The sequence below is a fragment of the Pseudoalteromonas fuliginea genome, assembly GCF_000690055.1.
GTDB lineage: Bacteria > Pseudomonadota > Gammaproteobacteria > Enterobacterales > Alteromonadaceae > Pseudoalteromonas > Pseudoalteromonas fuliginea.
Window position 1 is genome coordinate 46,299 of sequence record NZ_JJNZ01000038.1, and the last position, 26,356, is coordinate 72,654.

Annotated in this window: 26 protein-coding genes and 1 pseudogene; 15 read left to right on the top strand and 12 right to left on the bottom strand. The window is 40.1% G+C overall.

From position 1 onward, the window contains the following. Positions 1 to 113: 113 nt before the first annotated feature. Positions 114 to 680, top strand: coding sequence for an NADPH-dependent FMN reductase (locus DC53_RS08365; RefSeq protein WP_007376384.1), 567 nt, complete (start codon positions 114 to 116; stop codon positions 678 to 680). Positions 681 to 697: 17 nt separating this feature from the next. Here the strand turns inward: DC53_RS08365 and DC53_RS08360 are convergent, their stop codons facing one another. Further along, positions 698 to 1,138 (bottom strand): tellurite resistance TerB family protein, encoded by a 441-nt coding sequence (locus DC53_RS08360; RefSeq protein ID WP_007376383.1) that lies wholly within the window; start codon positions 1,136 to 1,138, stop codon positions 698 to 700. A 99-nt stretch (positions 1,139 to 1,237) separates the two neighbouring features. Between DC53_RS08360 and DC53_RS08355 the strand changes: the two genes are divergently transcribed. Next, positions 1,238 to 1,618 carry a hypothetical protein gene (locus DC53_RS08355; RefSeq protein ID WP_007376382.1) on the top strand — a complete coding sequence of 127 codons (381 nt, stop codon included), beginning with the start codon at positions 1,238 to 1,240 and terminating at the stop codon, positions 1,616 to 1,618. A 2-nt stretch (positions 1,619 to 1,620) separates the two neighbouring features. Here the strand turns inward: DC53_RS08355 and DC53_RS08350 are convergent, their stop codons facing one another. Then, a complete protein-coding gene (locus DC53_RS08350) occupies positions 1,621 to 2,214 on the bottom strand; it encodes a hypothetical protein (RefSeq protein WP_007376381.1) in 594 nt (197 codons plus the stop codon). A gap of 43 nt (positions 2,215 to 2,257) precedes the next feature. After that, a complete protein-coding gene (locus tag DC53_RS08345; protein ID WP_033030281.1) occupies positions 2,258 to 3,244 on the bottom strand; it encodes an SRPBCC family protein in 987 nt (328 codons plus the stop codon). Positions 3,245 to 3,662: 418 nt separating this feature from the next. On the opposite strand from DC53_RS08345, the gene DC53_RS08340 reads away from it, so the two are divergent. After that, positions 3,663 to 5,162 (top strand): DUF3360 family protein, encoded by a 1,500-nt coding sequence (locus tag DC53_RS08340; protein WP_033030284.1) that lies wholly within the window; start codon positions 3,663 to 3,665, stop codon positions 5,160 to 5,162. A 93-nt stretch (positions 5,163 to 5,255) separates the two neighbouring features. On the opposite strand, the pseudogene DC53_RS22590 reads toward DC53_RS08340, so the two are convergent. After that, positions 5,256 to 5,345, bottom strand: a pseudogene (locus DC53_RS22590) (3-isopropylmalate dehydratase small subunit); the annotation flags it as partial. A 222-nt stretch (positions 5,346 to 5,567) separates the two neighbouring features. On the opposite strand from DC53_RS22590, the gene DC53_RS08335 reads away from it, so the two are divergent. Both DC53_RS08335 and DC53_RS08330 read left to right on the top strand, forming a co-directional pair. Further along, a complete protein-coding gene (locus DC53_RS08335; protein ID WP_033030286.1) occupies positions 5,568 to 6,506 on the top strand; it encodes a HipA domain-containing protein in 939 nt (312 codons plus the stop codon). Then, positions 6,493 to 7,185, top strand: a complete 693-nt coding sequence (locus tag DC53_RS08330) for an HIRAN domain-containing protein (protein ID WP_033030288.1) — start codon at positions 6,493 to 6,495, stop codon at positions 7,183 to 7,185. Before DC53_RS08335 ends, DC53_RS08330 begins: the two co-directional genes overlap by 14 nt. 69 nt (positions 7,186 to 7,254) lie before the next feature. Here DC53_RS08330 and leuD read toward each other — a convergent pair whose 3' ends face one another. The 5 genes from leuD to fabR form a co-directional block, all read right to left on the bottom strand. Further along, positions 7,255 to 7,854 carry a 3-isopropylmalate dehydratase small subunit gene (gene leuD, locus DC53_RS08325; RefSeq protein WP_033030289.1) on the bottom strand — a complete coding sequence of 200 codons (600 nt, stop codon included), beginning with the start codon at positions 7,852 to 7,854 and terminating at the stop codon, positions 7,255 to 7,257. Next, positions 7,854 to 9,254 (bottom strand): 3-isopropylmalate dehydratase large subunit, encoded by a 1,401-nt coding sequence (leuC, locus tag DC53_RS08320; RefSeq protein WP_033030291.1) that lies wholly within the window; start codon positions 9,252 to 9,254, stop codon positions 7,854 to 7,856. The genes leuD and leuC overlap by 1 nt, the downstream gene beginning before the upstream one ends. A gap of 60 nt (positions 9,255 to 9,314) precedes the next feature. Then, the gene (gene leuB / locus DC53_RS08315) at positions 9,315 to 10,391 is read right to left on the bottom strand and encodes a 3-isopropylmalate dehydrogenase (protein WP_033030294.1); all 1,077 of its coding nucleotides are present in this window, start codon (positions 10,389 to 10,391) and stop codon (positions 9,315 to 9,317) included. Then, positions 10,388 to 11,941, bottom strand: a complete 1,554-nt coding sequence (leuA, locus tag DC53_RS08310; RefSeq protein WP_002961090.1) for a 2-isopropylmalate synthase — start codon at positions 11,939 to 11,941, stop codon at positions 10,388 to 10,390. Before leuA ends, leuB begins: the two co-directional genes overlap by 4 nt. A 405-nt stretch (positions 11,942 to 12,346) precedes the next feature. After that, positions 12,347 to 12,970: an HTH-type transcriptional repressor FabR gene (fabR, locus tag DC53_RS08305; protein ID WP_002961087.1), complete on the bottom strand. Its 624-nt coding sequence runs from the start codon at positions 12,968 to 12,970 to the stop codon at positions 12,347 to 12,349. Positions 12,971 to 13,096: 126 nt separating this feature from the next. On the opposite strand from fabR, the gene DC53_RS08300 reads away from it, so the two are divergent. Together DC53_RS08300 and sthA are read left to right on the top strand one after the other, a co-directional pair. Continuing rightward, positions 13,097 to 14,230, top strand: a complete 1,134-nt coding sequence (locus DC53_RS08300) for an acyl-CoA desaturase (protein ID WP_033030296.1) — start codon at positions 13,097 to 13,099, stop codon at positions 14,228 to 14,230. 13 nt (positions 14,231 to 14,243) lie between these two features. Next, positions 14,244 to 15,674 (top strand): Si-specific NAD(P)(+) transhydrogenase, encoded by a 1,431-nt coding sequence (gene sthA, locus DC53_RS08295; RefSeq protein WP_007378904.1) that lies wholly within the window; start codon positions 14,244 to 14,246, stop codon positions 15,672 to 15,674. Between the two features lie 94 nt (positions 15,675 to 15,768). On the opposite strand, the gene hemE is transcribed toward sthA, so the two are convergent. Beyond that, positions 15,769 to 16,833: a uroporphyrinogen decarboxylase gene (gene hemE, locus DC53_RS08290; RefSeq protein ID WP_002961084.1), complete on the bottom strand. Its 1,065-nt coding sequence runs from the start codon at positions 16,831 to 16,833 to the stop codon at positions 15,769 to 15,771. A 527-nt stretch (positions 16,834 to 17,360) separates the two neighbouring features. Between hemE and DC53_RS08285 the strand changes: the two genes are divergently transcribed. After that, positions 17,361 to 17,831, top strand: coding sequence for an Rsd/AlgQ family anti-sigma factor (locus DC53_RS08285; RefSeq protein WP_008138658.1), 471 nt, complete (start codon positions 17,361 to 17,363; stop codon positions 17,829 to 17,831). Positions 17,832 to 17,913: 82 nt separating this feature from the next. Here the strand turns inward: DC53_RS08285 and fkpA are convergent, their stop codons facing one another. After that, a complete protein-coding gene (fkpA, locus tag DC53_RS08280) occupies positions 17,914 to 18,666 on the bottom strand; it encodes an FKBP-type peptidyl-prolyl cis-trans isomerase (RefSeq protein ID WP_007378902.1) in 753 nt (250 codons plus the stop codon). Positions 18,667 to 18,880: 214 nt separating this feature from the next. On the opposite strand from fkpA, the gene DC53_RS08275 reads away from it, so the two are divergent. Both DC53_RS08275 and DC53_RS08270 read left to right on the top strand, forming a co-directional pair. After that, positions 18,881 to 19,879 (top strand): WD40 repeat domain-containing protein, encoded by a 999-nt coding sequence (locus DC53_RS08275; RefSeq protein WP_033030298.1) that lies wholly within the window; start codon positions 18,881 to 18,883, stop codon positions 19,877 to 19,879. Beyond that, positions 19,866 to 20,081, top strand: a complete 216-nt coding sequence (locus DC53_RS08270; RefSeq protein WP_007378900.1) for a SlyX family protein — start codon at positions 19,866 to 19,868, stop codon at positions 20,079 to 20,081. Before DC53_RS08275 ends, DC53_RS08270 begins: the two co-directional genes overlap by 14 nt. A 33-nt stretch (positions 20,082 to 20,114) precedes the next feature. Here DC53_RS08270 and DC53_RS08265 read toward each other — a convergent pair whose 3' ends face one another. Then, entirely contained in the window at positions 20,115 to 20,318 is a 204-nt protein-coding gene (locus tag DC53_RS08265) for a YheV family putative zinc ribbon protein (RefSeq protein WP_007378899.1), read from the bottom strand. A 132-nt stretch (positions 20,319 to 20,450) separates the two neighbouring features. Here DC53_RS08265 and DC53_RS08260 point away from each other — a divergent pair, with 132 nt between their 5' ends. The 5 genes from DC53_RS08260 (at position 20,451) to DC53_RS08240 (ending at position 25,694) form a co-directional block, all read left to right on the top strand. Continuing rightward, positions 20,451 to 22,373: an ATP-binding cassette domain-containing protein gene (locus DC53_RS08260; RefSeq protein ID WP_033030300.1), complete on the top strand. Its 1,923-nt coding sequence runs from the start codon at positions 20,451 to 20,453 to the stop codon at positions 22,371 to 22,373. Next, on the top strand, positions 22,357 to 22,770 hold the full coding sequence (locus DC53_RS08255; protein ID WP_033030302.1) for a TIGR02444 family protein: 414 nt from the start codon (positions 22,357 to 22,359) through the stop codon (positions 22,768 to 22,770). The genes DC53_RS08260 and DC53_RS08255 overlap by 17 nt, the downstream gene beginning before the upstream one ends. Before the next feature lie 426 nt (positions 22,771 to 23,196). Next, complete coding sequence (locus DC53_RS08250) at positions 23,197 to 24,189, top strand: hydrolase (protein ID WP_033030305.1); 993 nt, start codon at positions 23,197 to 23,199, stop codon at positions 24,187 to 24,189. Continuing rightward, a complete protein-coding gene (locus DC53_RS08245; RefSeq protein WP_008138653.1) occupies positions 24,186 to 24,440 on the top strand; it encodes a YheU family protein in 255 nt (84 codons plus the stop codon). The genes DC53_RS08250 and DC53_RS08245 overlap by 4 nt, the downstream gene beginning before the upstream one ends. Positions 24,441 to 24,497: 57 nt before the next feature. Next, positions 24,498 to 25,694, top strand: a complete 1,197-nt coding sequence (locus DC53_RS08240; protein ID WP_033030307.1) for a dipeptidase — start codon at positions 24,498 to 24,500, stop codon at positions 25,692 to 25,694. The last annotated feature ends 662 nt before the right edge of the window (positions 25,695 to 26,356 follow it).

The window sequence follows — 26,356 nt, forward strand, 5'->3', positions numbered from 1 at the left end:
TACCTTTTACTTATGTGCATATACGCACATAAGTGTTGCGTTTATTGGGGTTTTCTACAAGCAAAATTTTGCTACATTAGCCATGAAACTTAAAACATTAAAAGGCCACTACCATGTCAGCACCAAAAATTATCGCTCTAGCAGGAAGCCTTCGCCAAGAAAGCTTTAATCAAAAAATTATTAATGAAGCAGCACGTTTTGCTCTACAAACAGGTGCTGAAGTAGAAGTAATAAAGCTAAACGAATTAAACATCCCACTATTTAACGAAGACATAGAAGCGCAAGGCACACCAAGCGATGTACAGCTTTTAAAAGACAAGCTACGTACAGCCGACGGTATTTTACTAGCAAGCCCAGAGTACAACGGCTCTATTACCGCAGCACTAAAAAACGCCATTGATTGGGCATCGCGCACAGAACAAGGTGCTGTTCCTGCTTTTCGTAATAAAGTGGTCGCTTTGTTTGCAGCATCGCCAGGTGGGCTTGGTGGATTACGAGGTTTAAATCATGTGCGTGATATATTAAGCGGCATTGGTTCATTAGTGCTTGCCGATCAGCTTGCTGTACCCGCTGTACACTCTTTGTTTGATGAAAATGGGCAAATAAATGAACCTGTAACAGCTGAAAAAGTATCAGCCCTTGCTCATCAATTAGTAAGCGTTGCAAGTAAGTTAAAATAACTTGCACGCCCGCTTACTTACTTTGTCGCCGCTATTTTTGCGGCGATAAAATCGGTATGCGTTACATATAAAAGCCCTGCGACTTTACGTATTACGTAGTCTTCTTGGGGATCTATTTCCCCATCGGCATACGCTAAGCGCCATAATAGTTCTATTATTTCTATTCGCTGTACCGCGCTGCAATGCTCATTAATCTGTTTTGAAAACTGAAAGTAATCTATCGCACCATCCAAACTACTCGCCGCATTAGTAGTGAGCTCATCAACTTCGATATCTGTTAAATTAAAGTACTTTTTTAAGGTTACAGTCAGGGTTTGTTGTTCATCATGTTCAAGCTTGGTGTCGGCACGCATTACTTCAATAAGCAATGCAGCCACAGCTGTTTTTAAATCGTGTGGCTCTATACTTGGCTCTTGATCATCGAATACTGCAAAAAGCTGTTTTATTTGTTTGAACATCACGTTATCCCTTTTTGGGTGTTAGACTGAATATAAAGAAATCGAACTTGTATAAGTAATTAATGGGTATAAAGTTCGCAAATTAAAGGATACATTTTTATGAAAGGATTAAACTCCCCACGCTTCACTATAGGTGCGATACTGGTGGCCCTTTCGAGCGCAAATACAGCCTTTGCTGAAAAAGCCGAAACAGAAAAACTCTACGACTTTGACAACAAAGTGCATTACTACCAAACAAAAATTGGCGAAGACAATTATAAAATAAAAATTAAGTCTGACGATTACAAACACTTTTTCAACCAAAGCGTATTTTTATTACGCCATGCTGAGCGCTTATGTCGTGGCAACACCTTTATGTTGAAAGTGCTTGAAGGCGTGCAAGAATATGAACGTTTTCCAACTAAGCCACGCGCCTATCAACCAGATTTAAGTGTTTTACTACAATGCGAAACTAAAGAAGATACAAGCAAGGGCAAGTAACCTTAGTCTTTATAACCCCAAGGTGCTGATGGTGGAGTAATCGGTTTAGTTAAATCAAAATCCACCTTAAACTCACGTCCTTGGCGAATTAATCGATAAGTAAATACTTCCGGGTAAATATACATTTGCCATATATTACCTACAGACTGTGCAATCCCTTGTTTTACAAATAACTCTTTAGAGTACTGGTCTGCTGGAAACGACTGCATTTGTGCAAACCCTGCATCAAGCGTATGGCCACCATACATAGTTGATGCGTCGTCGCTGCCATCTTTATGACGATGATCGTGTTTTAAACTCAAGCCACTTCCCGTTTTTGTTATGATCCATGTACGTGATGCATCATCACCCACATGAAACGGTACTTGTAGCTCAGTGTCGGTACATTTACGAACATGCATAACCAGTTTTTTATTCTCAAATGAACTTGGCCCTTTTGCATTATCTACACTTACTTTACCCTCAAACGCTTTACCACAATGCGCGGCAATACTATTAAAAAAGGCATCGTGAGTAGGAATAGACACCAAAGGTGCAGGGCGTGCAAAGGCTGTTGATGTGGCAAGTATTAGAGTTGCTGCCGTTAATAATTTCATAAGTCACCATTATAATAATTTTTCAATACCATAGCGGCTTAAGTTAATTATGGGAAATAACTGCGATAAGTGACTTTTCAGCTCTGTTTTTCATCAACGTTAAAAGTGAATGATGGAAATCTTGAAATATCACCTCTCCCCATATTCGCGAATAAACACCAAAATTTGTATTGTCTTGCACGGTCGTTTTTAACGTTAAAATTGTATTGCCGCCTTTATCTTCAGTTAACTCATATCCACCGTAAAGAGGTGAAAAGTATTCGCCGCCAAGTTTTACGTGTTTATCGAGTGCGTCATCGGGAATAGCATCTGGGTCTATGTCAAATCTATAAAGCATCTGTTTATTTGGTTGCCAATCCGTAATAACTTCTTTAAATATAACCCCTTTTTGCCAAGTACTTGTGCGAACAGCGCCTATACCGCTTGCATTCATACTTGCCTTTAATGGCTTTGGTACACCAATTAATTGAGTGAGTGAAAAAGGCACTTCCTGTGGTTTTATATCACTCACATTAGCTAACTGTTGCCATACAACATTGATGGGCGCGTTAATAGTTATTGAATTTGTTACTTCGTATGTTTTTGATAAATTTAAAAAATTAACTTCAATAGGTGAGAGCAATATAGGTAACAACGCGATTGATAATAAAGAACTATTCGCTTTTTTTATTTCACGCTTTCTAACAAAACCCGCAAGTAATCCACCAATGCTGGCAAAAAACATAAAAGCAGGCAAAGCCATAGCCACACAAATACTGCCTTCAAGTAAAGTAATTACACTTACAAATAAAAAAACAAAAATAGGCTGCCAAGCAATTGTCACCATTTGCCTTTTAGTTAATATTTCTGTGCTTTTAAATTCAAAGTGAATACGAATATAACCAATTGCAACAGGCACTAAAAACATAAATGATATAGAGACTAAGCTACCTAAATTATAAGCATTGAATAGCTCTATAAACAGCCGCATAAATATGCCGTAAAGCGTACCAAGTAAAATACCAATTGATTTAGGGGAGTTGAGTTGCATCTCTATTCTTTATTGTTGTTATTAACAATCCGAAAATAACAGAAGTATTATTTCACCACAAATAAAACGAAATTAACGGCTGCCACCAATAAGCTTTTCAAACAAAGCGGCTTTAACAACCACTAAGACTAAAGGATAATAACCTGCCGTTAACACTATACTATTAGGTAAATAGTGCTCCGCCTCCTTAATGATACATTCAATATTATGATTTATAAAAACTTTAAATCATTTTGTGTAGTTTTATAATTTTTAACGTAAAGCTGATTGTCAGATTAACTGTATTAAAAACAACCATGCACGACCTTTTGCCTATACATAGCAGCCCAAAAGCTGATCTACCCTGCATGTTCAATATTCATTTGCTTTAACAAAAGCCGTATTTATTTGATTAAGCAACAATGTTGCAGGAGAACGCATGCAAACTACACCACCCGGTGATGCACCATCAAACACGCACAAGAATGCTCAAAGCTACGAGCAGCTTCACAAACCGAGTTCAGAGTTTAATACTCGCGACGAGTATCTCGAACATGAATTACAGATTATGCAGCCTAAACGCTGGCGTCCTAATTTACCGTTTAGAGATTACCGATTTGAATTTGAAGACACCATTCCAGCAATGGCGGGCACTATTGGTAAAGTCGTTATGGTGGGGGCTATTGCGGCAACATTTGCAGCACCTCTTGGTTTAAGCGATGCCTTTGTTTTAGAAAACGTGCGCTACGAATTACTCATTGTTTCTATTTTTATCATCTTATTCTCAGGCTTTATTTTACCAACAGCTAACTTGGCTGGTACTCATGGCCCTCTTATACCGTTAATTCCTATTGTAGTTGCAGCTGGCGGCCACCCTATGGCGTTTGGCTTACTCATTGGTGCCTTTGGTTTTATTTTGGCCATAACCAAAGGAGGAAGTATGCTCGCACGCCTAACCAGTAAAGGTGTATGTGGCGGGCTACTCATTTATTTAGGCTTTATTGGTACTATTTCGCAGGTTAAAAAGCTGTTTGCCTGGGCTGAGGCCATTGATATGGCGCATATTGCGTTTATTGTTATTTTAGCCACCATTTTATTGTATGCGCTATTAGAGCACTTTAAAAAGCGTTGGTTAGCCGTGCCGTTAAGCTGCCTTATTGGTGGTGTGGTTGCCTTTGCTTTAGGCGCACCGTTTGAGTTTCATACTGCACCGGGTTTACCAAATATGAACCCAGCTTATTGGTGGGGTGAAAACACGGGCTGGATGCTTGGCCTGCCAACACTTGAAAGCTTTGTGGTTGTACTCCCATTTGCAGTGCTCGCCGTTGCTATGTGGTCACCAGATTTTTTAGGTCATCAAGTATTTCAAAAAATAAGCTATCCGCAACGTACTGAAAAAGTACAAATGAATATCGACGACACCATGCTGAGCGCATCGGTTAGACAAACATTTGGCTCACTTGCCGGTGGTGCTAACTTTACCTCATCGTGGGGAACCTACATTGTACCTGCTGCTATTGCTAAACGCCCTATTCCGGCTGGCGCTATTTTAACTGCATTATTTTGTATTATTGCTGGTTTATGGGGTTACCCTATGGATTTAGCCATTTGGCAACCTGTGCTTTGTGTTGCGCTTATTGTAGGAGTGTTTATTCCGCTACTTGAAGCTGGCATGGAAATGACGCGCGAAGGCAAAACAACGCAATCAGCCGCTATTGTGGTGTTTGCTTCGACCTTGGTTAATCCTGCTTTTGGTTGGTCACTTACTATGTTACTTGATAACTTAGGGCTGATTGGCTGTAAAGAGCGCAGCGCTGAGCTAACTAAAATGAGCCGCTGGGTGATTCCACTTATTATGTTTGTGTTACTTACCACTGTAATGGCAATTGTAGGCATGTTACCTGGTATACCTGCGTTGATGGCTGACTTTAGACATTAAGCCTTAACTACCACATCTAATATTTACCCGCAAAAAAGCACGGCAATTGCCGTGCTTTTTAATACGTGATTTTACTATATAAAGATTAAACAATTACTGCCAAGGGCGCTCAGTAGCGAGTTGCTTTTCAAACGTATCAATTTGTGGGTTTAGCGTTTCGGTTACACAAATACAGTCTAAGCCACCTCAGAACACGCTCATTTCGCTTATCCTCTAATACTATAATGTGACTAAAACTATGACAGGGCTTACCTAAACTTCGTTTATAAGTAAGCCCTGCCGATTTATAAATAGTTATCGTTCCTAACTAAACATATTGCCTATACAAGACTGGTATTGAGTTAACTTCAAAAAAGTCCTAATGTATTACGATTACAATCAAACCAGATTATAAAGGAATATAAATTGATCGAATTAATTGATGTAACTGTTTGGGCAGGTGATGAACATCATGCTATTTTCCCAATTGGGGCTAGGGATAAAGAGATGTTGTGGTCTCCTGAAGGTGTAATTCACAAGAACCTCAGGTCCGCTTGGCCATATTTATTCAAACAATCAATATATCGATACCCAGATCAGTATTGGACTGAAATAATAGCTTATATCATATCTAAATATATTGGTGTTGATGTCCCAAAGGCATACCCTGCGATTAAGGAAAGTAATGAAGGGGTCGTCTGTGGCTCACTTATAGAGTGGTTTTATGATGTTGAAACTGAACGTTTTGTTCATGCTGGCTCTTACTTCAAACGTATTATTTCAGATTTTGATGATAAGAGTGGTAAACAACATAACCTTATTGACATGATGACATTCATTAGGGGGCTGTCAATTAACGCATCATTAAAAACAGATCGCCTAAAATGGTTAGCCGATATGGCATTTTTTGACTCATTGATAGGTAATACTGATAGACATCAGGAAAACTGGGGAGTTATTTTTCAGAAGGATGATAAAACTCGTTTAAGCCCTCTTTTCGATAATGGCACAGCATTAGGACATGAAAGATTCTTAGATAAAATAAAAGACTGGGATGAAAATAGAATTCGTGCATATCTAACTAAGGGATGCCATCACCTAAGGTTCTCCAGAGAAGATACAAAAAAAAGGATCCCACACTTTCAATTAATTAAGGGTATAGTTAGTGCAGATGCTAAAATTAAAGTCTATGTTCAGCAAAAGCTTGATAACTTGGATTTAGAAGGTATGCTTGCTGAGATCCACACATTGACAGAGATAAAAGTTGATGTTCCGTTCAGTAATGAACGATTTGACTGGATAAGACGTAATATCATATCTCGGTTAACATTAATTAAAGAAGAATTGAATAATGATAACAATTGAAAACTCAATACATGTAAATACACTGTTTCTGACTTGGCAATCAAACAAAGATCGCAATGAGCGTTACTTAGTAGGAAAGCTTGCAAAGTTAGATAGTGGTTTTGAGTTTTCTTACCTAAAAGAAACTCAAGATTTTAATACAGCTGTCGCTCAAGGTTTTTTAGGATATCCTGCATTTCCTATAAATAAAGGCTCTTTTACAAATAATGTACTAGCTACATTTATGAAAAGACTTCCTCCGCGGTCACGCCGAGACTTCAAAAAATATTTATTAAATCATGATTTACCAGAAAATTTTGATGGTAGTGATTTCGATTTAATTACACATACAGGTATTCAACTGCCCAGTGATGGTTTTGATTTAATACCAGCTCTGAATGAAGCAGTTATTCCATTTGACTATTTAATGGAGTTAGCTGGGACTCGATATTACTTAAAATATGACCAAATTCAGACCTTTAATTTGGGATCATCTGTAGAGCTTAGGTGCGAGGACGATAACCCTTATGACTGCCAAGCTATCGCCGTTTATATGAATGGTTTACTTATCGGCTACGTTAATAAACTGTTTTGTCCTACAATAAGAGAGCTTATGAGTCGAAACCTAAAATGCTCTTTGGCAAAAATATCAGGTACTCAAGAAAGACCAATAATACACGTTATGCTTTCTGTTAGATAATTTTAGCCTGAAGTATTACCCATGAAACGCAGCATTTGCCGCGTTTCATTATCGTACTTTCAAATCTACTTACTGCCAAGAACGCTCAGTAGCGAGTTGTTTTTCAAACGCATCTATTTGTGGGTTTAGTGTTTCGGTTACACCAATAAAGTCTAAACCACTTAATAAGCGCTCTTTTACGTCTTTACGAATATCAAAACTAATTGGTGCAAACTTACTGCTTGTTAGTGTTTGATTTTCAAGGTCGATTTCAATGTTTATATCGTCGTGCTGCTCGCTAAGTACAAACAATTGCTCAAGCGTATCGGCAGGTAATGCAATGGCTAACATTTGGTTGTTACCACAGTTATTAAAGAAAATATCTGCAAAGCTTTCAGCTAAAATAACTTCAAAGCCATATTGTTTAAGCGCCCATGGAGCGTGCTCTCGAGATGAGCCACAACCAAAGTTGTCGCGCGTTAATAATATTTGCGCACCCTGGTAGCATGGGCGATTTAAAATAAAATCAGGGTTTGGCTCGTCGTTATCTAGGTAGCGCCAATCATAAAACAATGCCGCATCAAAGCCTTCGCGGCTCGTTGATGTTAAAAACTGCTTAGGAATAATTTGGTCAGTATCTACATTGTTTTTATCAAGTGGGGCCATTAAGCCACTAAAAAATACGCTCATTAGGCTTCTCCTCTAATATCAACAAAGTGACCATGTATTGCAGCGGCTGCCGCCATTGCAGGGCTAACTAAATGGGTACGCCCGCCACGACCTTGACGACCTTCAAAGTTACGATTAGAAGTAGATGCACAACGCTTGCCTGCTTCTAGGCGGTCATCGTTCATAGCTAAACACATAGAGCAACCTGGTTCGCGCCATTCAAAGCCTGCGGCTTTAAAAATATCGGCTAAGCCTTCGTCTTCAGCTTGTTTTTTAACTAAGCCAGAGCCCGGTACAATTAACGCCTCTATGCCGACTACAACGTGCTTGCCTTCAACAATTTTTGCCGCAGCACGTAAATCTTCAATACGGCTATTAGTACATGAGCCAATAAATACCGTGTCTACTTTTGCGCTTGATAATTTATCGCCCGCTTTTAAGTCCATGTATTTAAGTGCGCTGCGAATAGCATCGGCTTTAATTAAATCAGGCTCTTTATCTGGATCGGGTATGCACTCATCAACACCAATTACTTGCTCTGGGCTTGTGCCCCAAGTAATTTGCGGTTGAATGTCGTCGGCATTTAGCTCAACAACTAAATCAAAGTGTGCGCCTTCATCTGTTTTTAAGGTTTCCCAATATTTAACGGCTGCATCAAAATCAGCGCCTTTAGGTGCAAACGGACGACCTTTTAAGTAATCATAAGTAATTCGGTCAGATGCAATTAAACCCGCTTTTGCACCCATTTCTATGCTCATATTACATAGCGTCATACGGGCTTCCATTGAAAGCGCTTCAATGCCTGCACCACAAAACTCTGCTACATAGCCTGTGCCACCAGCAGTACCTAACTTGCCAATTACCGCCATAATTAAATCTTTAGCCGTAACTGTTGGACGCAATACACCGTTAATTTGAATTTTTAACGATTTCGCCTTTTTTTGCTGTAGCGTTTGCGTTGCTAATACGTGCTCAACCTCAGACGTACCAATACCATGCGCTAATGCGCCAAACGCACCATGCGTAGAAGTATGGCTATCGCCACATACAATGGTTGTGCCTGGCAAAGTAATACCTTGCTCTGGGCCCATTACGTGCACAATACCTTGGTTAATTGAGTTTAAATCGTAAAGTACAATACCAAACTCTTTACAGTTTTTATCAAGCGCCATTAATTGGTTTTTAGATACTTCGCTTGCGGCATCAAGTGATCGGCTCTTAGTCGATACGTTATGATCCATCGTTGCAAAGGTTTTTTCTGGGCAACGTACAGTACGGTTTTTTTCACGTAGACCTGCAAAAGCCTGCGGAGAAGTAACTTCATGCACTAAATGGCGGTCAATATAAAGTAAGTCGGTTTGCTCGTTTATGCTGGCAACGGTATGTGCTTGCCAAATTTTGTCGTATAACGTTTGGGCCACTTGCTAATTCCCTAATCTGTTTGAGTTGCAGCATAACGGTGCTGCAACTTTACTATGTTATTAAATGCGTGAAACGATGGCTGCTGCCACATCGCTTGTGCTGTAACCTGCATTTGGATATATATCTGGCGTGCCTACACCTGCTTCTACAGCTTCTGCTACTGCTTTTTCAATGGTGCGCGCAGCTTCGTCTTGCCCTAGCGAGTAACGTAGCATTAATGCGGCACTTAAAATTTGTGCTATTGGGTTTGCAACGCCTTTACCTGCAATATCTGGTGCTGAACCGCCTGCTGGCTCGTACAACCCAAAACCCGATTGATTCAAGCTTGCCGAAGGTAATAAGCCCATTGAGCCTGTGATCATCGCGCACTCATCTGACAAAATATCGCCAAATAAGTTATCGCAAAGTAGTACGTCAAACTGGCTCGGCTGTTTAACTAGCTGCATCGCTGCGTTATCTACGTAAATGTAATCTAGGCTTACTTCTGGGTAGTCTTTGCTTACTTCGGTTACTACTTCGCGCCATAATACGCTTGATGCAAGTACGTTGGCTTTATCAACAGAAGTAACATGGTTACTACGTAATTTTGCAGCTTCAAAAGCAAAACGTGCAATACGTTCAATTTCTTTACGCGAGTATGTTTGCGTATCAAATGCAAACTCTTCTTCGCCTTCGCCGCTACGGCCTTTTTCGCCAAAATAAATGCCGCCGGTTAGCTCGCGCACACATAAAATATCAAACCCTTTTTCGCTAATATCAGCGCGAAGTGGTGACGCTGCACTTAATGCAGGTAATAACTGTGCAGGGCGCAAATTACAAAACAAACCAAAGTGCTTACGAAGCGGCAATAATGATGCGCGCTCAGGCTGCTCATTTGGTGGTAAGTTTTCCCATTTAGGACCGCCTACCGAACCAAATAAAATAGCGTCAGCGTTTTCACATGCAGCAAGTGTACTCTCTGGTAATGCTTTACCAAATTCGTCAATGGCTGCGCCACCAATTGCATAATGCTCACGGTTCAGGGTAAAACCAAACTTATCGCTCACAGCATCAAGTACTTGCTCTGCTGCTGCCATTACTTCTGGACCAATACCGTCGCCAGCTAATACGGCAACGCTGTAGTTTGTTTTACTCATCCTGCTTTCCTTTGTTGTTTTAAATCAGACACTTTTTGTGCACGATAAATTAAGTTATAAACACGGATCATGGCGCGTACCGACGCTTCAACCACATCCGCTGCAATGCCCGCACCGTGGTAAGGTCGGCCATCGTATTTAGCTATAATATTTACTTGCCCTAATGAGCTTGCACCTTGGCCTGTCGCTTCTAAGTTATATTCAATCATTTCAACGCTCATACCGGTTAAGCGCTCAATAGCTGCAAACGAGGCTTCTACTGGACCATTACCTGTCGCGGCTTCTTGTTTAGCTTCGCCATCAATTCGCATTCCAATCGTAGAGCTTGCTACCGATTGTGAGTTAGAGGCTGAGTTAACAAACTCTAATTGGTATTTTTCGTCTTTGTCGTTAATTTGATTAAAGTAAATCATTGCCTCAAGGTCGTAATCGTATACTGTGCCTTTTTGGTCAGCCAATTCGATAAAGCTTTTATATAAGCCATCCATATCGTAATCAGATTTTTGATAGCCTAACTCTTCTAAGCGATGTTCAATAACATGGCGACCCGAACGCGAAGTCATATTTAATTGGTTGCTTGGCACACCAACGCTTTCTGGCGACATAATTTCATAAGTATTTTGCGCTTTTAATACACCGTCTTGGTGAATGCCTGAGCTATGTGCAAAGGCGTTTTCGCCAACAATCGCTTTATTTGGTTGTACTGGCATATTACAAATTTTAGCCACTTGACGAGATGCGCGGTAAATTTCTTCACTTTTAATATCTGTGTATACTTTTAAATGGTCTTTGCGCATTTTCATGATCATTGCCACTTCTTCAAGCGAGCAGTTACCAGCCCGCTCACCAATGCCATTGATAGTACACTCAATTTGGCGTGCACCCGCTTGTACAGCGGCCACAGAGTTTGCTACAGCTAAACCTAAATCGTTGTGGCAATGCACACTTAAGCGCGCTTTATCAATATTTGGCACGTTATTCATTAAATGACGGATCATTGCGGCGTACTCATCTGGCGTTACAAAACCAACGGTATCTGGCAAGTTAATAGTTGAAGCTCCGGCGTTAATTGCCTGCTCAACAATTTTACATAAATCCCAATGCGGCGTACGACCGGCATCTTCACACGAAAACTCAACATCATCAGTATAGTTACGTGCTAATTTAATTGATTTAACAGCCATTGCCGTTGCATCGTCTAGGCTCATACGTAATTTATGTTCAAGGTGCAAAGGGCTTGTTGCAATAAAAGTATGAATACGGCTTTGCTGTGCTGTGCGAAGTGCTTCGCCACAGGCTTCAATATCTTTGGCAACAGAGCGTGCTAAACCACAAATAATCGGGCCTTTTACTTCGGTTGCAATACGTTGCACCGAGCGAAAATCAGCAGGGCTCGAAACCGGAAAACCCACTTCCATCACATCCACATTCAAGCGGCTAATTGTATGCGCTAATTGAATTTTATCATCTTCAGTAAGGCTTGCTTTAAGTGCCTGCTCACCATCACGTAAGGTGGTATCAAAAATCCATACTTTATCTTGCTCTTGCATAACTGCCCCTCATTCCTATGTTACCCAAATTTCAATTAATCCCAGCCGCGAGATAAAAAAAACCCCGCAATTGCGGGGTTTTTAGTGTTCAACTCGATGCAAACACACTAATCCCCGCTCACTTGCCATAGCAGTAAGAGGTTAAGTTTTAGTGTAATTAAACGAATAATATGCATCTTGTTTTCTTGTGTGTGTGTTCAGTGAAGCCTATTTTTAACATTACAAAGCGACGGAAGCAAGCATAAAAATTCCACAAAACAGATTTAAAAACGATTCAATTGGGTTTTTTAATTCAACCAAGACACCTATTAAGAATTAAAATAACAAATACATGACTAGTGACGCTTAAATTAATAAGCACTGCAATATACCGTGCTTATATTAACTTTTTACAATTTTTTTAAGCTATGCTTCTTTACTCGTTTCTCTTACGTAATGCCCGGCCCCACGAGTAATATAACGTAATTGCCAAATAACGCGCTCAATCAATTCGTCGCGTTGCAATCCTTCTATATCGAGCGCTTCTGCACCCGCATTAAATACGAGCGTTACCATAGATTCCGCCTGAATATAGGCATGCATAGCGTTGCACTTAGTTTCACTTTCTAAATAATGAGCCAGCTCTAAAATAAAATGTTTTACCTCGCGGGCTACAGCGGCTCTAAATGCTTTAGAAGTCCCAGAGCGTTCTCGCAGCAACAACCTAAATTGGTTACTTGAGTTATCAATAAACTCCATAAAAGTAACCACTGAGGTATTTATAACACTGCCGCCATCGTTTGCTATTCGTCTGCGAGCTTGACGCATTAGTTGGCGAAGAGTTAAGCCGGCTTCGTCTACCATGGTTAAACCTAGCTCATCCATGTCTTTAAAATGACGATAAAAAGACGTTGGGGCAATACCGGCTTCTCGTGCTACTTCGCGTAAACTTAAATTCGAAAAACTATGATCAGCACTCAGCTGATTAAATGCCGCTTGAATTAACGCCTGTCGTGTTTTTTGTTTCTGTTGCGCTCTAACACCCGACATCAACAGCTCCCTGAATTATTTTATATGAATATTTAGTGATATTAGCTCAATTGTACAGTCTAATACTTGACGACAAGAGTTTGAAATACTATTTTAGCTTACAGTTGTACGCTGAGATTGAGAATTATGAATAAACCACCGATTATTTGGACAAACGTCCTATTTTTTAGCCTAACCTTTTTGGCGGCTGCCACACTTGTACCTTGGTACGCCATTAGCTACGGATTTACCAGCGCGCATTGGATTGCTTTTGTAGGCTGCATGTTTTATGCAGGCTTATCAATTACTGCCGGCTACCATCGATTATGGGCACATAAAACCTATAACGCACACCCTGCAGTTGAATTTATTTTTGCGCTTGGCGGTGCTTTTGCACTGCAAAACAGTGCATTGCATTGGAGTAGCGATCACCGTATACACCACGGTCAAGTTGACGACCCAATAAAAGACCCTTACGCGGCGACCAATGGTTTTTGGTATAGCCATATCGGGTGGATGTTACGTGACTACCAAGGCGATAGCTACGGTGATTATAGTAATTGTCGTGATTTACAGCGCAATAAAATAGTTATGTGGCAACATAAACATTACTTAAAGCTTGTGATTGCTATGAACGTAGGCTTGCCTCTTATACTTGGTTTATTGGTTGGTGATGTGTGGGGGATGTTAATTCTTGCAGGTTTACTACGCTTAGTACTGAGTCAACACTTTACCTTTTTTATAAATTCGGTTGCACATATTTGGGGCTCTCGCCCATACACCGAAAAAAATACGGCACGTGATAACGGCTTTTTAGCGTTATTTACTTATGGCGAGGGGTATCACAACTTCCACCATATTTTTGCAAGCGACTACCGTAACGGTATTAAATGGTTTCATTACGATCCAACAAAATGGATGATCCGCTCTTTAGCAGCTGTGGGTTTAGCCAATAAGTTAAAGCGTACTCCTGTTGAGCGTATAGAAAAAGCGAAGGCCGAAACGCTCATGAGTAAAACGCAAACGCGTCTTGCAAAATTGCCTTTAGCACAAGATAAGATTACATTATTACAACAAGAGTACGATTTACTGCTGAAAAAACTGCAAAATTATTGTTCACTACAAAAACAAGTGTTAGAAGTTAAAAAAAATAACATGGCAAAGCAGTGTGAACGCTCAGCATTAATGGCACAATACCATGAGCTGGAAGCCGCCTGGGAAAATCAAAAACAGGCATGGCTAGCACTTAATGCGAGGTTATTAAAAGCCTCTTTTAATTAATTTAGGAGTGGCTGTGGCCAAACAACCAGAACAAAAAAAAGTACCCGTGACATACCAATATGATGCAATAATTATTGGCACGGGTCCTGGCGGTGAAGGTACCGCCATGAACCTTTCAAAAAACGATAAAAAAGTAGCGGTTATTGAACGCCAAGAATCAGTTGGTGGCGGTTGTGTACATTGGGGAACAATTCCTTCAAAAGCGCTTCGCCACTCTGTTAGCCGCTATATTGAATACAAAGCAAATCCGTTATTTAATGTTGGTGAGCGCCCTAGCCGCTTAACATTTCCTGATATTTTACGTCACGCAAGTTCTGTTATTTCTAAGCAATCTAATTTACGTAGTAGCTTTTACGATCGTAACCGCATTCATATGTTTCAAGGTGATGCGAGCTTTGTAGATAAGCACACAATTGAAGTAAAACGAAATGATGGTTCAACTGAGCGACTGACTGCTAAAACGATTGTTATTGCAACGGGTTCACGCCCTTATCGCCCACCAGAGGTAGATTTTACGCATTCTCGTATTTACGAAAGTGACACAATACTTGGCCTTGAGCATGACCCTCATCGTGTACTGATTTATGGTGCAGGTGTAATTGGTTGTGAGTACGCGTCAATATTTAAAGGTTTAGGCGCTAAAGTTGATTTGGTTAATACACGCGATCGACTACTTGCTTTTATGGATGCAGAAATATCTGACGCACTTAGCTATCACTTTTGGAATAGCGGTATTGTTATTCGCCATAACGAAGAGTTTGACCGAATTGAGACGCGTGACGACTGCGTTATAATGCATCTAAAATCAGGTAAACGCGTAAAAGCTGACTGTATTTTATTTGCTAATGGTCGTACTGGTAACACTGATACACTAAATCTTGAAGCCATTGGCTTAAAAGCCGATAGCCGTGGCCAATTAAAAGTTAACGAAACATACCAAACAGAAATTGATAACGTTTACGCTGTAGGTGATGTAATTGGCTATCCTAGCCTTGCAAGTGCTGCGTTTGACCAAGGTCGTATAGCTGCTGATGCAATTGCATGTGGTAACTGTGATGACAGACTGATTGTTGATATTCCGGCTGGTATTTATACCATTCCAGAAATGAGCTCAGTAGGTAAAACCGAGCAAGAGCTTACAGCTGCTAAAGTACCATATGAAGTAGGCCGTGCTCAGTTTAAGCATTTGGCTCGCGCGCAAATTGCTGGTACTGAAGTAGGTAGTTTAAAAATATTATTCCACACCGAAACCAAAGAAGTACTTGGCGTACATTGTTTTGGCGAACGTGCCTCTGAAATTGTTCACATTGGCCAAGCCATTATGGAACAAAAAAATGGTGGCAATAATATCGACTACTTTGTAAATACCACATTTAACTACCCAACCATGGCTGAAGCCTACCGTGTTGCGGCATTAAATGGTTTAAATCGCTTATTTAAATAAGTAGTTTTAAAAGCCTTTATAAATAGGTAACAAAAAACCCGCAACTTAGCGGGTTTTTACTTTTAAACAGTTTTAAAGCTTGTTTAAGTGATTATTACTTATGGTACTTAGCACTTAGCTCATGTACTGCATTAATGAATACGCCAGCATTTTCAGGGTCTACATCTGGTGTAATACCGTGGCCTAAGTTAAACACGTGGCCATTGCCTGTACCGAAGTCTTCTAAAATAGTGCCTACTTCTTGGCGAATACGCTCTGGTGTACCGTGCAACATAGATGGGTCCATATTACCTTGTAGAGCTACTTTATCACCCACGCGGCGCTTAGCGTCGCTGATATTAATAGTCCAATCAAGGCCGATTGCATCACAGCCTGTTGCTGCAATAGCTTCAATCCATTGACCACCATTTTTAGTGAACAAAGTAACCGGTACTTTACGACCGTCGTACTCACGAATTAAGCCATCTACAATTTTATGCATGTATTGTAGTGAAAATTCGTTGTAATCGCGCGGGCTTAATACACCGCCCCATGAGTCAAATACCATTAGCGATTGCGCGCCAGCTTTAATTTGAGCATTTAAGTAATCAATAACTGAATCAGCTAACTTATCGAGTAATAAATGAAGTGTTTGCGGCTCTGCAAACGCCATTTTTTTGATTTTACCAAATACTTTGCTGCTACCGCCTTCAACCATATAAGTTGCTAGCGTCCAAGGTGAACCAGAAAAACCGATAAGCGGTACTTCACCTTTAAGTTCACGACGAATAGTGCTTACCGCGTTCATTACGTAGCCAAGCTCGTCAGTTGGATCAAGTTTTGGAATTTTTTTAACATCAGCAAGAGATGAAATAGGGCGTTCGAACTTAGGACCTTCGCCAGTTTCAAAGTACAGACCTAAACCCATCGCATCTGGAATCGTTAAAATATCACTAAATAATATAGCGGCATCTAACGGGTAGCGACGTAGTGGCTGCAGTGTAACTTCACATGCAAGCTCAGCATTACGGCACAGGCTCATAAAATCGCCCGCTTGTGCACGTGTAGCGCGATACTCTGGTAAATAGCGTCCTGCTTGGCGCATCATCCATACCGGAGTTACATCAACAGGTTGTTTTGCAAGTGCACGTAAATAACGGTCGTTTTTTAATTCGCTCATGGCGTAAATGATCCTAAGACTTGTATAAATTGTGCAAGATTGTACCACCATATTCTCCGACCCTCTATTGCTTAGGGACGAAAACAGCCTTACCTAGAGGCAGATCAATATAATCTACGGTTTCAACCTATTTTGACTATAAAACAAGCAAACAAACCATAACATTTAAAACTTTTTATTAATATGTTTGCAACATCGAAAAAAGCTTGTTATTGTTTGTCCCGCGTTAACAAAAACAATAATAAAAATCTTAAAATAATAAAAATAAAAGTTTTAAAATAACAACAATAAAAATTATCTCATAAAAATAAGAAAGCTTGTTATAACAAGCCAATGAAAGAAATTAGACCACCTTAACCGGTGGTTTTTTCTTGCCTGCAATAAATCTCACCATTTACCATTCAATAAATTACATCGCTTTTAGAACATCTATTTTACTTGTTGATATACACGCAAATTAAATATATCTTGATGTATATAAACTTATTATACTTAATTTAAAGACCAACCCAGCTAGGAGAACAGTTATGCTGACGCGTGTAGAAAAAGCTCAACAGAAATGGGGTGGTAGCCACACAGTAATCGATAAATGGTTAAATGAACGCCAAGAGCTTATTGTACTCTTTTGTAAAATGGCTGGTTTTTCTCCATATGATAAAAAAGATCATGCTTTACCAGAGCCTGCTCAAATTGAATCTTTTTGCCAAATTCTGATGGATTACTTGTCTGCCGGTCATTTTGAAATTTATGATGACATTGCTAAAGCTTGTGAAAATAAAGGCCCAAAAAGCCAAGAACTTGCCAATGCAATTTACCCGCGTATTTCTAGTACAACTGATATTGCACTGGATTTTAACGATAAATACGCAGAAGTAGATAAAGAAGACTTATTAAAAGATTTTGATAACGATTTATCTGTTATCGGTGAAGCGCTAGAAGCACGATTTGCGTTAGAGGATGAGCTTATTGATAACTTGTTTTCTAATCACACAAATTAATACGTGTAAGTAACGTATTAAAAAGGGACCTAAGGTCCCTTTTTGCATTTATAAGCTAAATAACTTTTAGTTTATATGATGATTATTTTGCAGGAGCTGCGTCTTCATCGTTTTGAATTTCAAGTAATTCAACATCAAAAATAAGTGTTGAGTTAGCAGGAATTTTACCTAAATCGCGGTCGCCGTAAGCAAGTTCTGAAGGAATAGTAAACTTGTACTTAGAACCCACTGACATAAGCTGTAAACCTTCAGTCCAACCCGCAATTACACGGTTAAGAGGAAAAGTTGTAGGTTCGTTGCGTGCATATGAGCTATCAAACTCAGTACCGTCTAATAAAGTCCCTTTGTAGTGTACTTTAACTACATCAGTTGCTACTGGCTTTTCGCCATCCCCTTCACTAAGCACTTCGTACTGCAGGCCAGACTCCGTTACTGTAACGCCTTCTTTTTTAGCGTTATCAGCTAAGTATTTAACACCCGCTTCTTTGCTTTTTTCAGACTCAACTTTTGCTGTTTCTTCTTGCTTAGTACGTACTGATGTATCTAATGCAGTTAACACTTCACGAATTTTTTCTTCGTCAATTTTTGCATTACCAGCAAGTGCATCTTCAAAACCACGAATTAAAAGTGCTTGGTCTAGTTCAATACCAATTTCAGTTTTGTCTGCTAGATCTTTATTTAAAAAGTTACCTACAGATGCACCAATACCGTATGCTTGTTGCTGTTCAACAGTGTCTAGCTTAACTTCTGCTTGCTCTTTTTTTGCTTCTTGATTACAAGCTGTAAGCGCTAAAACTGACGCTGCAATCAATGACAATTTAATCGTCTTTTTCATTTTAAATCTCCGACACACTTTGCAGTTGTCATTTATTGTATTATTACTAGTTAAAGATTAACGGCCTACATGATAGGCTGCTTGTTTAATGACTAAATTTCACATTGTTAGCTAAACTAAAAACATATCCAGTGATTAGACAAACAACCTAGGCATTCAACGCGTCCTAGTCTAACCTCTCAGTCACTAAGAGTTAAGAGGAAATACCTGTAACATGTCGATATTTCGTACTTTTTTAATCGTATTTAGCTGTTTTTTAGCCATCGCCTGTACCGATAAAAAACAACAGGCTGTAGCAAGCTACGAACATGCTGCGCAAGGTGCATTTTCATCAACGCTATCGAACGATGGTAAATACAGCTTGATCTCCTCCATTAACCATGGGGTCGCCCTGTGGGATAATCAACAGCAAGTGCTAAAATACCAGTGGTTTCAGCAACAATCACAAGATAGCCTAGTGTATGCAGTAGCCATTGCTTTTGATAACAGCGTGGCCGTTACCGCCGAAAAAACCACGTTTGCGGTGTGGGATATAACCACAGGCAAAAATAAAGGTTATTACAAAATACAAAAAGCCAGTATTCGCGATATTGCCATTAGCAATCAAGGCCGTAGTGTTTTATACGGCCGTAGCGACGGCGTAGTTGTATTCATAAACCTTGAAACCGGCAGACGTATCGAATTTTTAGGCCACCAAGATAAAGTTAACACCGTTGATTTATCGCCCAACGGACGCTTTGCTTTAAGCGGCTCTAACGATTATGTTGCTTACTTTTGGGATACACGTACAGGGCAAGTAGTTCATCGTTTTAATCACCCAACGCGTGTTACCCACGTAACGCTCGATCCACAAGGTCGCTATGCGTTTACGGCCGATAGTATGGCACAAGCAAATGTATGGAAGCTGACTACAGGTGATCTTGTGAGTAAACTGAAGTATATTGCGCGTCAGAAAATTTTTACTGCTGTGCGTTTTAACGAACAAGGCACTTTGCTTGCAACCGGCTCGCCAAATAAGCGCGTAGATTTGTGGCAAATACCAAGCGGTGAAAAAATTCAAACTTGGCAGGTTGCCCCGCGCGAAGGCAGTAAGCCTAAATCGGCGGTGGTGCTAGATGTGACATTTACAGATAACGGTAAGTCGTTGTTAACCGAAAGCTCCAGCGGGATCGCAGAGCGATTTATTATACGAGAGAATAATGAACACAATTGAACATCGCTTAATGGAACTTGAAGCCAAAGTGGCTTTTCAAGACGAAACGATTGAAGTCTTAAATGATGAAATAAAAGTGCACCAACAGCTGTTAGCAAAAATGAAACGCCAAACTGAGCTGCTAGCAGAAAAAATTAAAGAGTCGCAGTCATCATCGTCTATGATGTCAGAAGCACCTGAGCCACCTCCACCGCATTACTAAAACCGGTAAAAATTAGGCAATAAAAAAACCGGGTTAGTCGCCCGGTTTAAACACACCAATTACTTGTTCAAATTGGCGAGTAGACGCCTGAACAGCGTTATCGGGTTGCGCCATTTTATGACCACACTCAACACACTCTACTTTTTCAACATCATGTTCTCTGTATAGCATCATAGTATCCATGGCTTTGCAGTCAGGGCACGATGCACCAGCAATAAATCGCTTCTTTTGTCTCACAACATTTTTCCTGTGGTTTGAACTGCTGTCATTTTATCGTATAACTTCACTTGTTGATACGCTTGATAAGCGCATTAAGTTCTATGGTATGATAGCGCCAACTTAACAAGGGCACAGCAAAGTAACGCATTCATGATCCAAATCTCAGAAATAGAACTACTTCGTGGCGGTAAAGCCTTATTAAAAAACGCATCAGCTACGTTATTTCCAGAACACAAAGTAGGCCTTGTTGGCGCTAATGGCTGTGGAAAATCAACGTTATTTGGTTTACTAAAATCAGAACTACAACTAGATGCCGGTAACTGCAGCATTCCAAAAGATTGGTCTATCGCCTCTGTTAAGCAAGAGACACCTGCCCTTGAAATAAGCGCGATTGATTATGTACTCCAAGGCCACCCAGAATACTACGCAATGCGTATAGCACTGCGTGAGGCCGAAAAAAACAACGATGGCGACACACAAGCCAAAGTACATATTCAGCTTGAAAACATTAAAGGCTATAGCATTGAATCAACCGCAGGTGAGCTATTACACGGCTTAGGTTTTGCTAATAACCTAATAGAAAACCCTGTCAGCTCGTTTTCGGGTGGTTGGCGTATGCGTTTAAACCTTGCCCAAGCATTGATACGCGACGCCGATTTACTACTTCTTGATGAGCCAACAAACCACCTTGATTTAGATGCCGTTTATTGGCTTGAACGCTTTTTACGCGCTTACACCGGCACCCTTGTACTTATATCGCATGACCGTGAGTTTTTAGATGCGGTGGTTGATCAAATTTGGCACGTAGATAAGCAACTTATCAACGTTTACAAAGGTAACTACTCGCAGTTTGAACGCCAAAAAGCAGAGCGTTTACTACAACAACAAGCAATGTTTGATAAGCAACAAGATCAAATTGCGCACCTTGAGCAGTTTATAACGCGCTTTAAAGCAAAAGCCAGTAAAGCTAAACAAGCACAAAGCCGTGTGAAAGCACTTGAACGCATGGAAAAACTAGCGCCGGCACATGCCGACTCGCCATTTAACTTTGAGTTTGCAGAGCCAAAAGCATTACCAAACCCACTAATGACAATAGATAAAGCCAAAGCGGGTTATGGTGACGTCACTATTTTAAATAATATAGAGCTAAACCTTGTACCGGGCAGCCGAATTGCTTTACTTGGTCGAAATGGCGCAGGTAAATCAACATTAATTAAACTGCTTTCTGGTGATTTAGCGCCGCAAGCTGGCGAAGTTATTCAGCATCACGGATTAAATATTGGTTACTTTGCGCAGCATCAGCTTGAATCTCTTGATTTAAAAGCCAGTGCAATAATGCACTTGCAACGCCTCGACCCAAAAGCCACTGAGCAATCATTACGTGACTTTTTAGGTGGTTTTGCCTTTATTGGCGATAAAGCCCTTGAGCCTGTAGCCCCATTTTCGGGCGGCGAAAAAGCACGTTTAGTACTTGCCATGTTGGTATACCAAAAGCCAAACTTATTACTACTCGATGAGCCTACAAACCACCTTGATTTAGAAATGCGCCATGCACTTGTTATGGCACTGCAAGGCTTTGAAGGCGCCATGGTTACCGTATCGCACGACCGCCATATGCTTAAAAATACCGCCGATGAGTTTTACTTAGTCGATGATGGCAAAGTAACCCAGTTTGGTTACGATTTAGATGCGTATTACCAGTGGTTACTCAATGCCAATAAAGAAGCGGTTAAAGCGCAGCAAAGCGACGAGCCTAAAGCAAACCCAGGTGTTAATCGTAAGGAACAAAAGCGCTTAGAGGCTGAGTTTAGAAAGGCCACTCAGCCACTTAAAAAGCAAATTGAAAAGCTTGAAAAGCAACTCGATAAATTCACCGCAGAACTAGCTGAAGTTGAAGAAGCACTCGGCGATAACGAACTCTACAACGACGATAACAAAGCCAAGCTTAAAGAGTTATTAGCTAAGCAAGCAACCCTTACGCCTAAACTTAACGACCTTGAAGAAGAGTTACTTATGGCACTTGAAGAAATGGAAGAAAAAGAACAGGCATTCGCCGATGAACTTGCTCAATAGCGACCATTTTTGGCAGTTTGCGTGCACCTTGTACGCAAAGCCTGAGCAACAAACAACCTTGCTGGCACTACAAAACCAGCAAGGAAAAAACGTTAATTTATGCTTATTACTACTTTATTTAGATTCATTAAATTTAAGTATTAATACCCAACAGCTAAACGAGTTAACACAAGTAGTGAGTGAGTTTGATACTCACGTATTACAACCCCTGCGCGCCGCACGCAGCTATTTAAAAACTAATCAGAATACGATAAGTGATTACGCTACAATACGCGCAGAGTTACTAAGCACTGAGCTAAAGCTTGAAAAACAACAGCAATGCATGCTCATAAGCACCGCTAACGGTCTTAAATTAAAAACTTCTGATACACCCAACAATATAAAGCTATACGTGTAAGTAAATACATTTCATACATTGTTGAAGTACGCACCGAATCTATAGAACACCCTCTTAAAGCATGATCTAAATCAACTTAACTTCGCACTTACATCTGCTTAAGTAAATAAATTGATCTCGATCACATTGCGACCTGCAAGCACCGCTTATGATTAACCCATCAAAAACGAGGGGAGCAACTTATGAGCGTATTCTTTAGAGACTTTTTTACAGATCCAGTTTTATTTATGTCTTTTGGGTTTTTAACCATTGTTGTTTCTCTGTGTATCTTTTTTGCTTTTTTCTTTCTTAAAAAGATACATGATGCAGAAGTTCCTGAACAAAATTAAGCACGACGCACAAAGCGCCCTATCAGTTACTGATTAGGCGCTTTTTATTCTTTTTGATACACTAGCGATTCTTTTTTGCAAAGTGTGTAGTACAAATATGATCCCACAGTTTAAACCCGCATGGTGGATGACAAACCGTCACGTTCAAACCATAATGCCGCGTTTTTTCCGCCCATTTCATAACACTAGCTACGAACTTGAGCAACTTGATACACCCGATGGCGATTTTATCGAACTTGCTTGGTCACTTCCGCATAACGAAACTGCACCTCTTGCTATAGTCCTTCATGGCCTTGAAGGTAATATAAATAGCTTTTACGCTAAAGGCATGATGAAGGCATTAAAAAAGCAAGGTTATGCAGTTGTGCTTATGCACTTTAGAAATTGCTCAACCGAAGTAAATCGCTTGCCTCGCGCATACCATAGTGGTGATACCGCCGACTTAGCTTTTTTTATTAATCATCTAAAGCAACAATATCCAAATAGACCTATGGTTGCCGTTGGCTTTTCTCTTGGCGGTAATGTACTTGCCAAATACTTAGGTGAACAAGCACTAGCATGTCCTTTAAGCGCGGCTGCGGTTGTTTCTGCACCTTATGATTTGTCGTCATCAAGCGATGTAATTCGTAAAAGCCTAGGTAAAATTTATCAAAAGTATTTGCTCGATCGCATGAAAAAGTCGATGCAACGTAAGTTGCCACAAATTAAGCAGCAAATATCTATCACTACCGATCAATTAATGAACATTGACGACCTATTAGAGTTTGATAACCAGCTAACGGCTCCTTTGCACGGCTTTGAAAACGCTCACGATTACTATCGTCAAGCCAGTGCGATGCCATATTTAAAGCATATTGCTGTGCCTACATTAATTATTCATGCAAAAGACGACCCAATGCTCTCAATTAAAGCCGTACCGAGTAGGCAAGACGTAAGTGAGCATGTTACGCTGCGCATCTCTGAAAAAGGAGGGCATGTTGGCTTTATTGCCGGTAAAAATCCGTTTAAGCCTATATTTTGGTTAGAAAAAACCGTACCCAATTACTTTGGGCAATATGTTTTAAATAAAATGAATAATGAGCAACTATGATCATCCCTTTTGAGCAACTCGATAAAGATACGCTATACAACTTAATAGAAAGCTATGTTTTGCGCGAAGGCACCGACTATGGCGAAATAGAGGCTAGTATTGAATCTAAAGTAAACCAGGTTAAGCTTCAGCTAAAAAATGGCGAAGCCATGGTGTTTTTTTCAGAGCTTCATGAGTCTGTAACCATTATTTCGAAAGGCGAATTTAAAGCGCTGCAAAGTGAGGAGCATCAAGCAGAGTCGTTTGATTAGCACTTGTAACTTTTGAATTGAACGTACACAATGGCTTTTTACCCTAAGAGCCAAAACATGATAAAACTCAGCACTCTAGTGGTAGCCATATCACTAGCTTTAACTAGCCAAGCCCAAGCAGAACAAACAATAACAGCATCTGACAAGGCAATTAAACTCGCTAAAGATACCATTTTAATTGATACCCATATCGACGTACCTTATCGAATTCACAAAAGCTGGGTTGATGTAACCAAAGCAACAACTGATGGCGATTTTGACTATCCTCGCGCTGTAAAAGGCGGTTTAAACGCACCGTTTATGTCGATTTATATTCCTGCGCATTTGGAATTTGAAGGTAAAGGAAAAAGCTACCAGCTAGCCAATCAAATGATTGATAGTATGGAAGCGATAGCCCAGCGCGCACCCGATAAGTTTGCTATTGCGAGCTCAAGCACTGATATTGAAGAGCAATTTAAACAAGGTAAGCTGTCTATAGCCATGGGTATGGAAAATGGCTCTCCTATTGAAGGGGATATGAAAAACCTTCAGCACTTTTACGACCGTGGTATTCGCTACATCACGCTAGCGCACTCGCAAAGCAACCATATTTCGGATTCGTCTTACGATATACGCCGTAAATGGAAAGGCTTAAGCCCATTTGGTAAAAAGCTTGTCACTGAAATGAATAATATAGGCATGCTAATTGACGTATCGCATATTTCTGATGATGCGTTTTATCAGGTTATGGAGCTCTCTAAAACGCCAGTAATTGCCTCTCATTCATCACTTCGTAAATACACGCCAGGCTTTGAGCGTAATATGAATGACGATATGTTACTAGCGCTGAAAGAAAATGGCGGCGTTATTCAAATCAACTTTGGCTCAAGCTTTGTTACCGCTAAAGCAGGTAGTTGGGGCAAGCAATTAAAAAACACAAAAGAGTCAGCTAAAAAAGAAGGCACTAAGTTAAGTAAAGATTTTGATGCTGCGTACCGCGCTAAAAACCCATACCCATTTGCAAGTCTTGAGCAAGTGCTTGACCATATTGATCACGTAGTTGAGCTAATTGGTATTGATTATGTAGGTATTGGCTCTGATTATGATGGAGTTGGCGATTCATTACCTATCGGTTTAAAAGATGTATCTAGCTACCCTAATCTTGTTCAAGGTTTAATGGACAGAGATTACAGCGACAAAGATATTAAAAAGATTTTAAGTGGTAATTTATTAAGAGTTTTAAAACAAGCGCAAGAGTATGCGAAAAAGCACTAAAGCTTTTATCATATATTAGTAATTGGCTAAAAGACCAAAAGCTAACTCAATACATAAGCGCGGCCCTGCCGTGCTTTTTTATATTTAACCGCATGGTTATCTTCAGCATTATTTTCCCTCAGGTTTCGTAAAACTCAACCCAAGCTATGGCAATAATGCTATACCTAGGAGAAAATCACTTTTCTTCAGACATTAAAAAAGGCCACCTAAGTGACCTTTTTATAATAATTAACTTAAAAGTTAATTATTACGCTTTGAACGTTGCTACAAAGCACCTACGCCTAAGGTAAGAGCGCCACCTTCATATGACACTTTTCTTCAGGCATTAAAAAAGGCCACCTGAGTGACCTTTTTCTAACAATTAACTTAAAAGTTAATTATTACGCTTTGACCGTTGCTACAAAGCACCTACGCCTAAGGTAAGAGCACCACCTTCATATAACACTTTTCTTCAGACATTAAAAAAGGCCACCTAAGTGACCTTTTTATAACAATTAACTTTAAAGCTAATTATTACGCTTTGACCGTTGCTACAAAGCACCTACGCCTAAGGTAAGAGCGCCACCTTCATATGACACTTTTCTTCAGGCATTAAAAAAGGCCACCTGAGTGACCTTTTTCTAACAATTAACTTAAAAGTTAATTATTACGCTACGATAGTT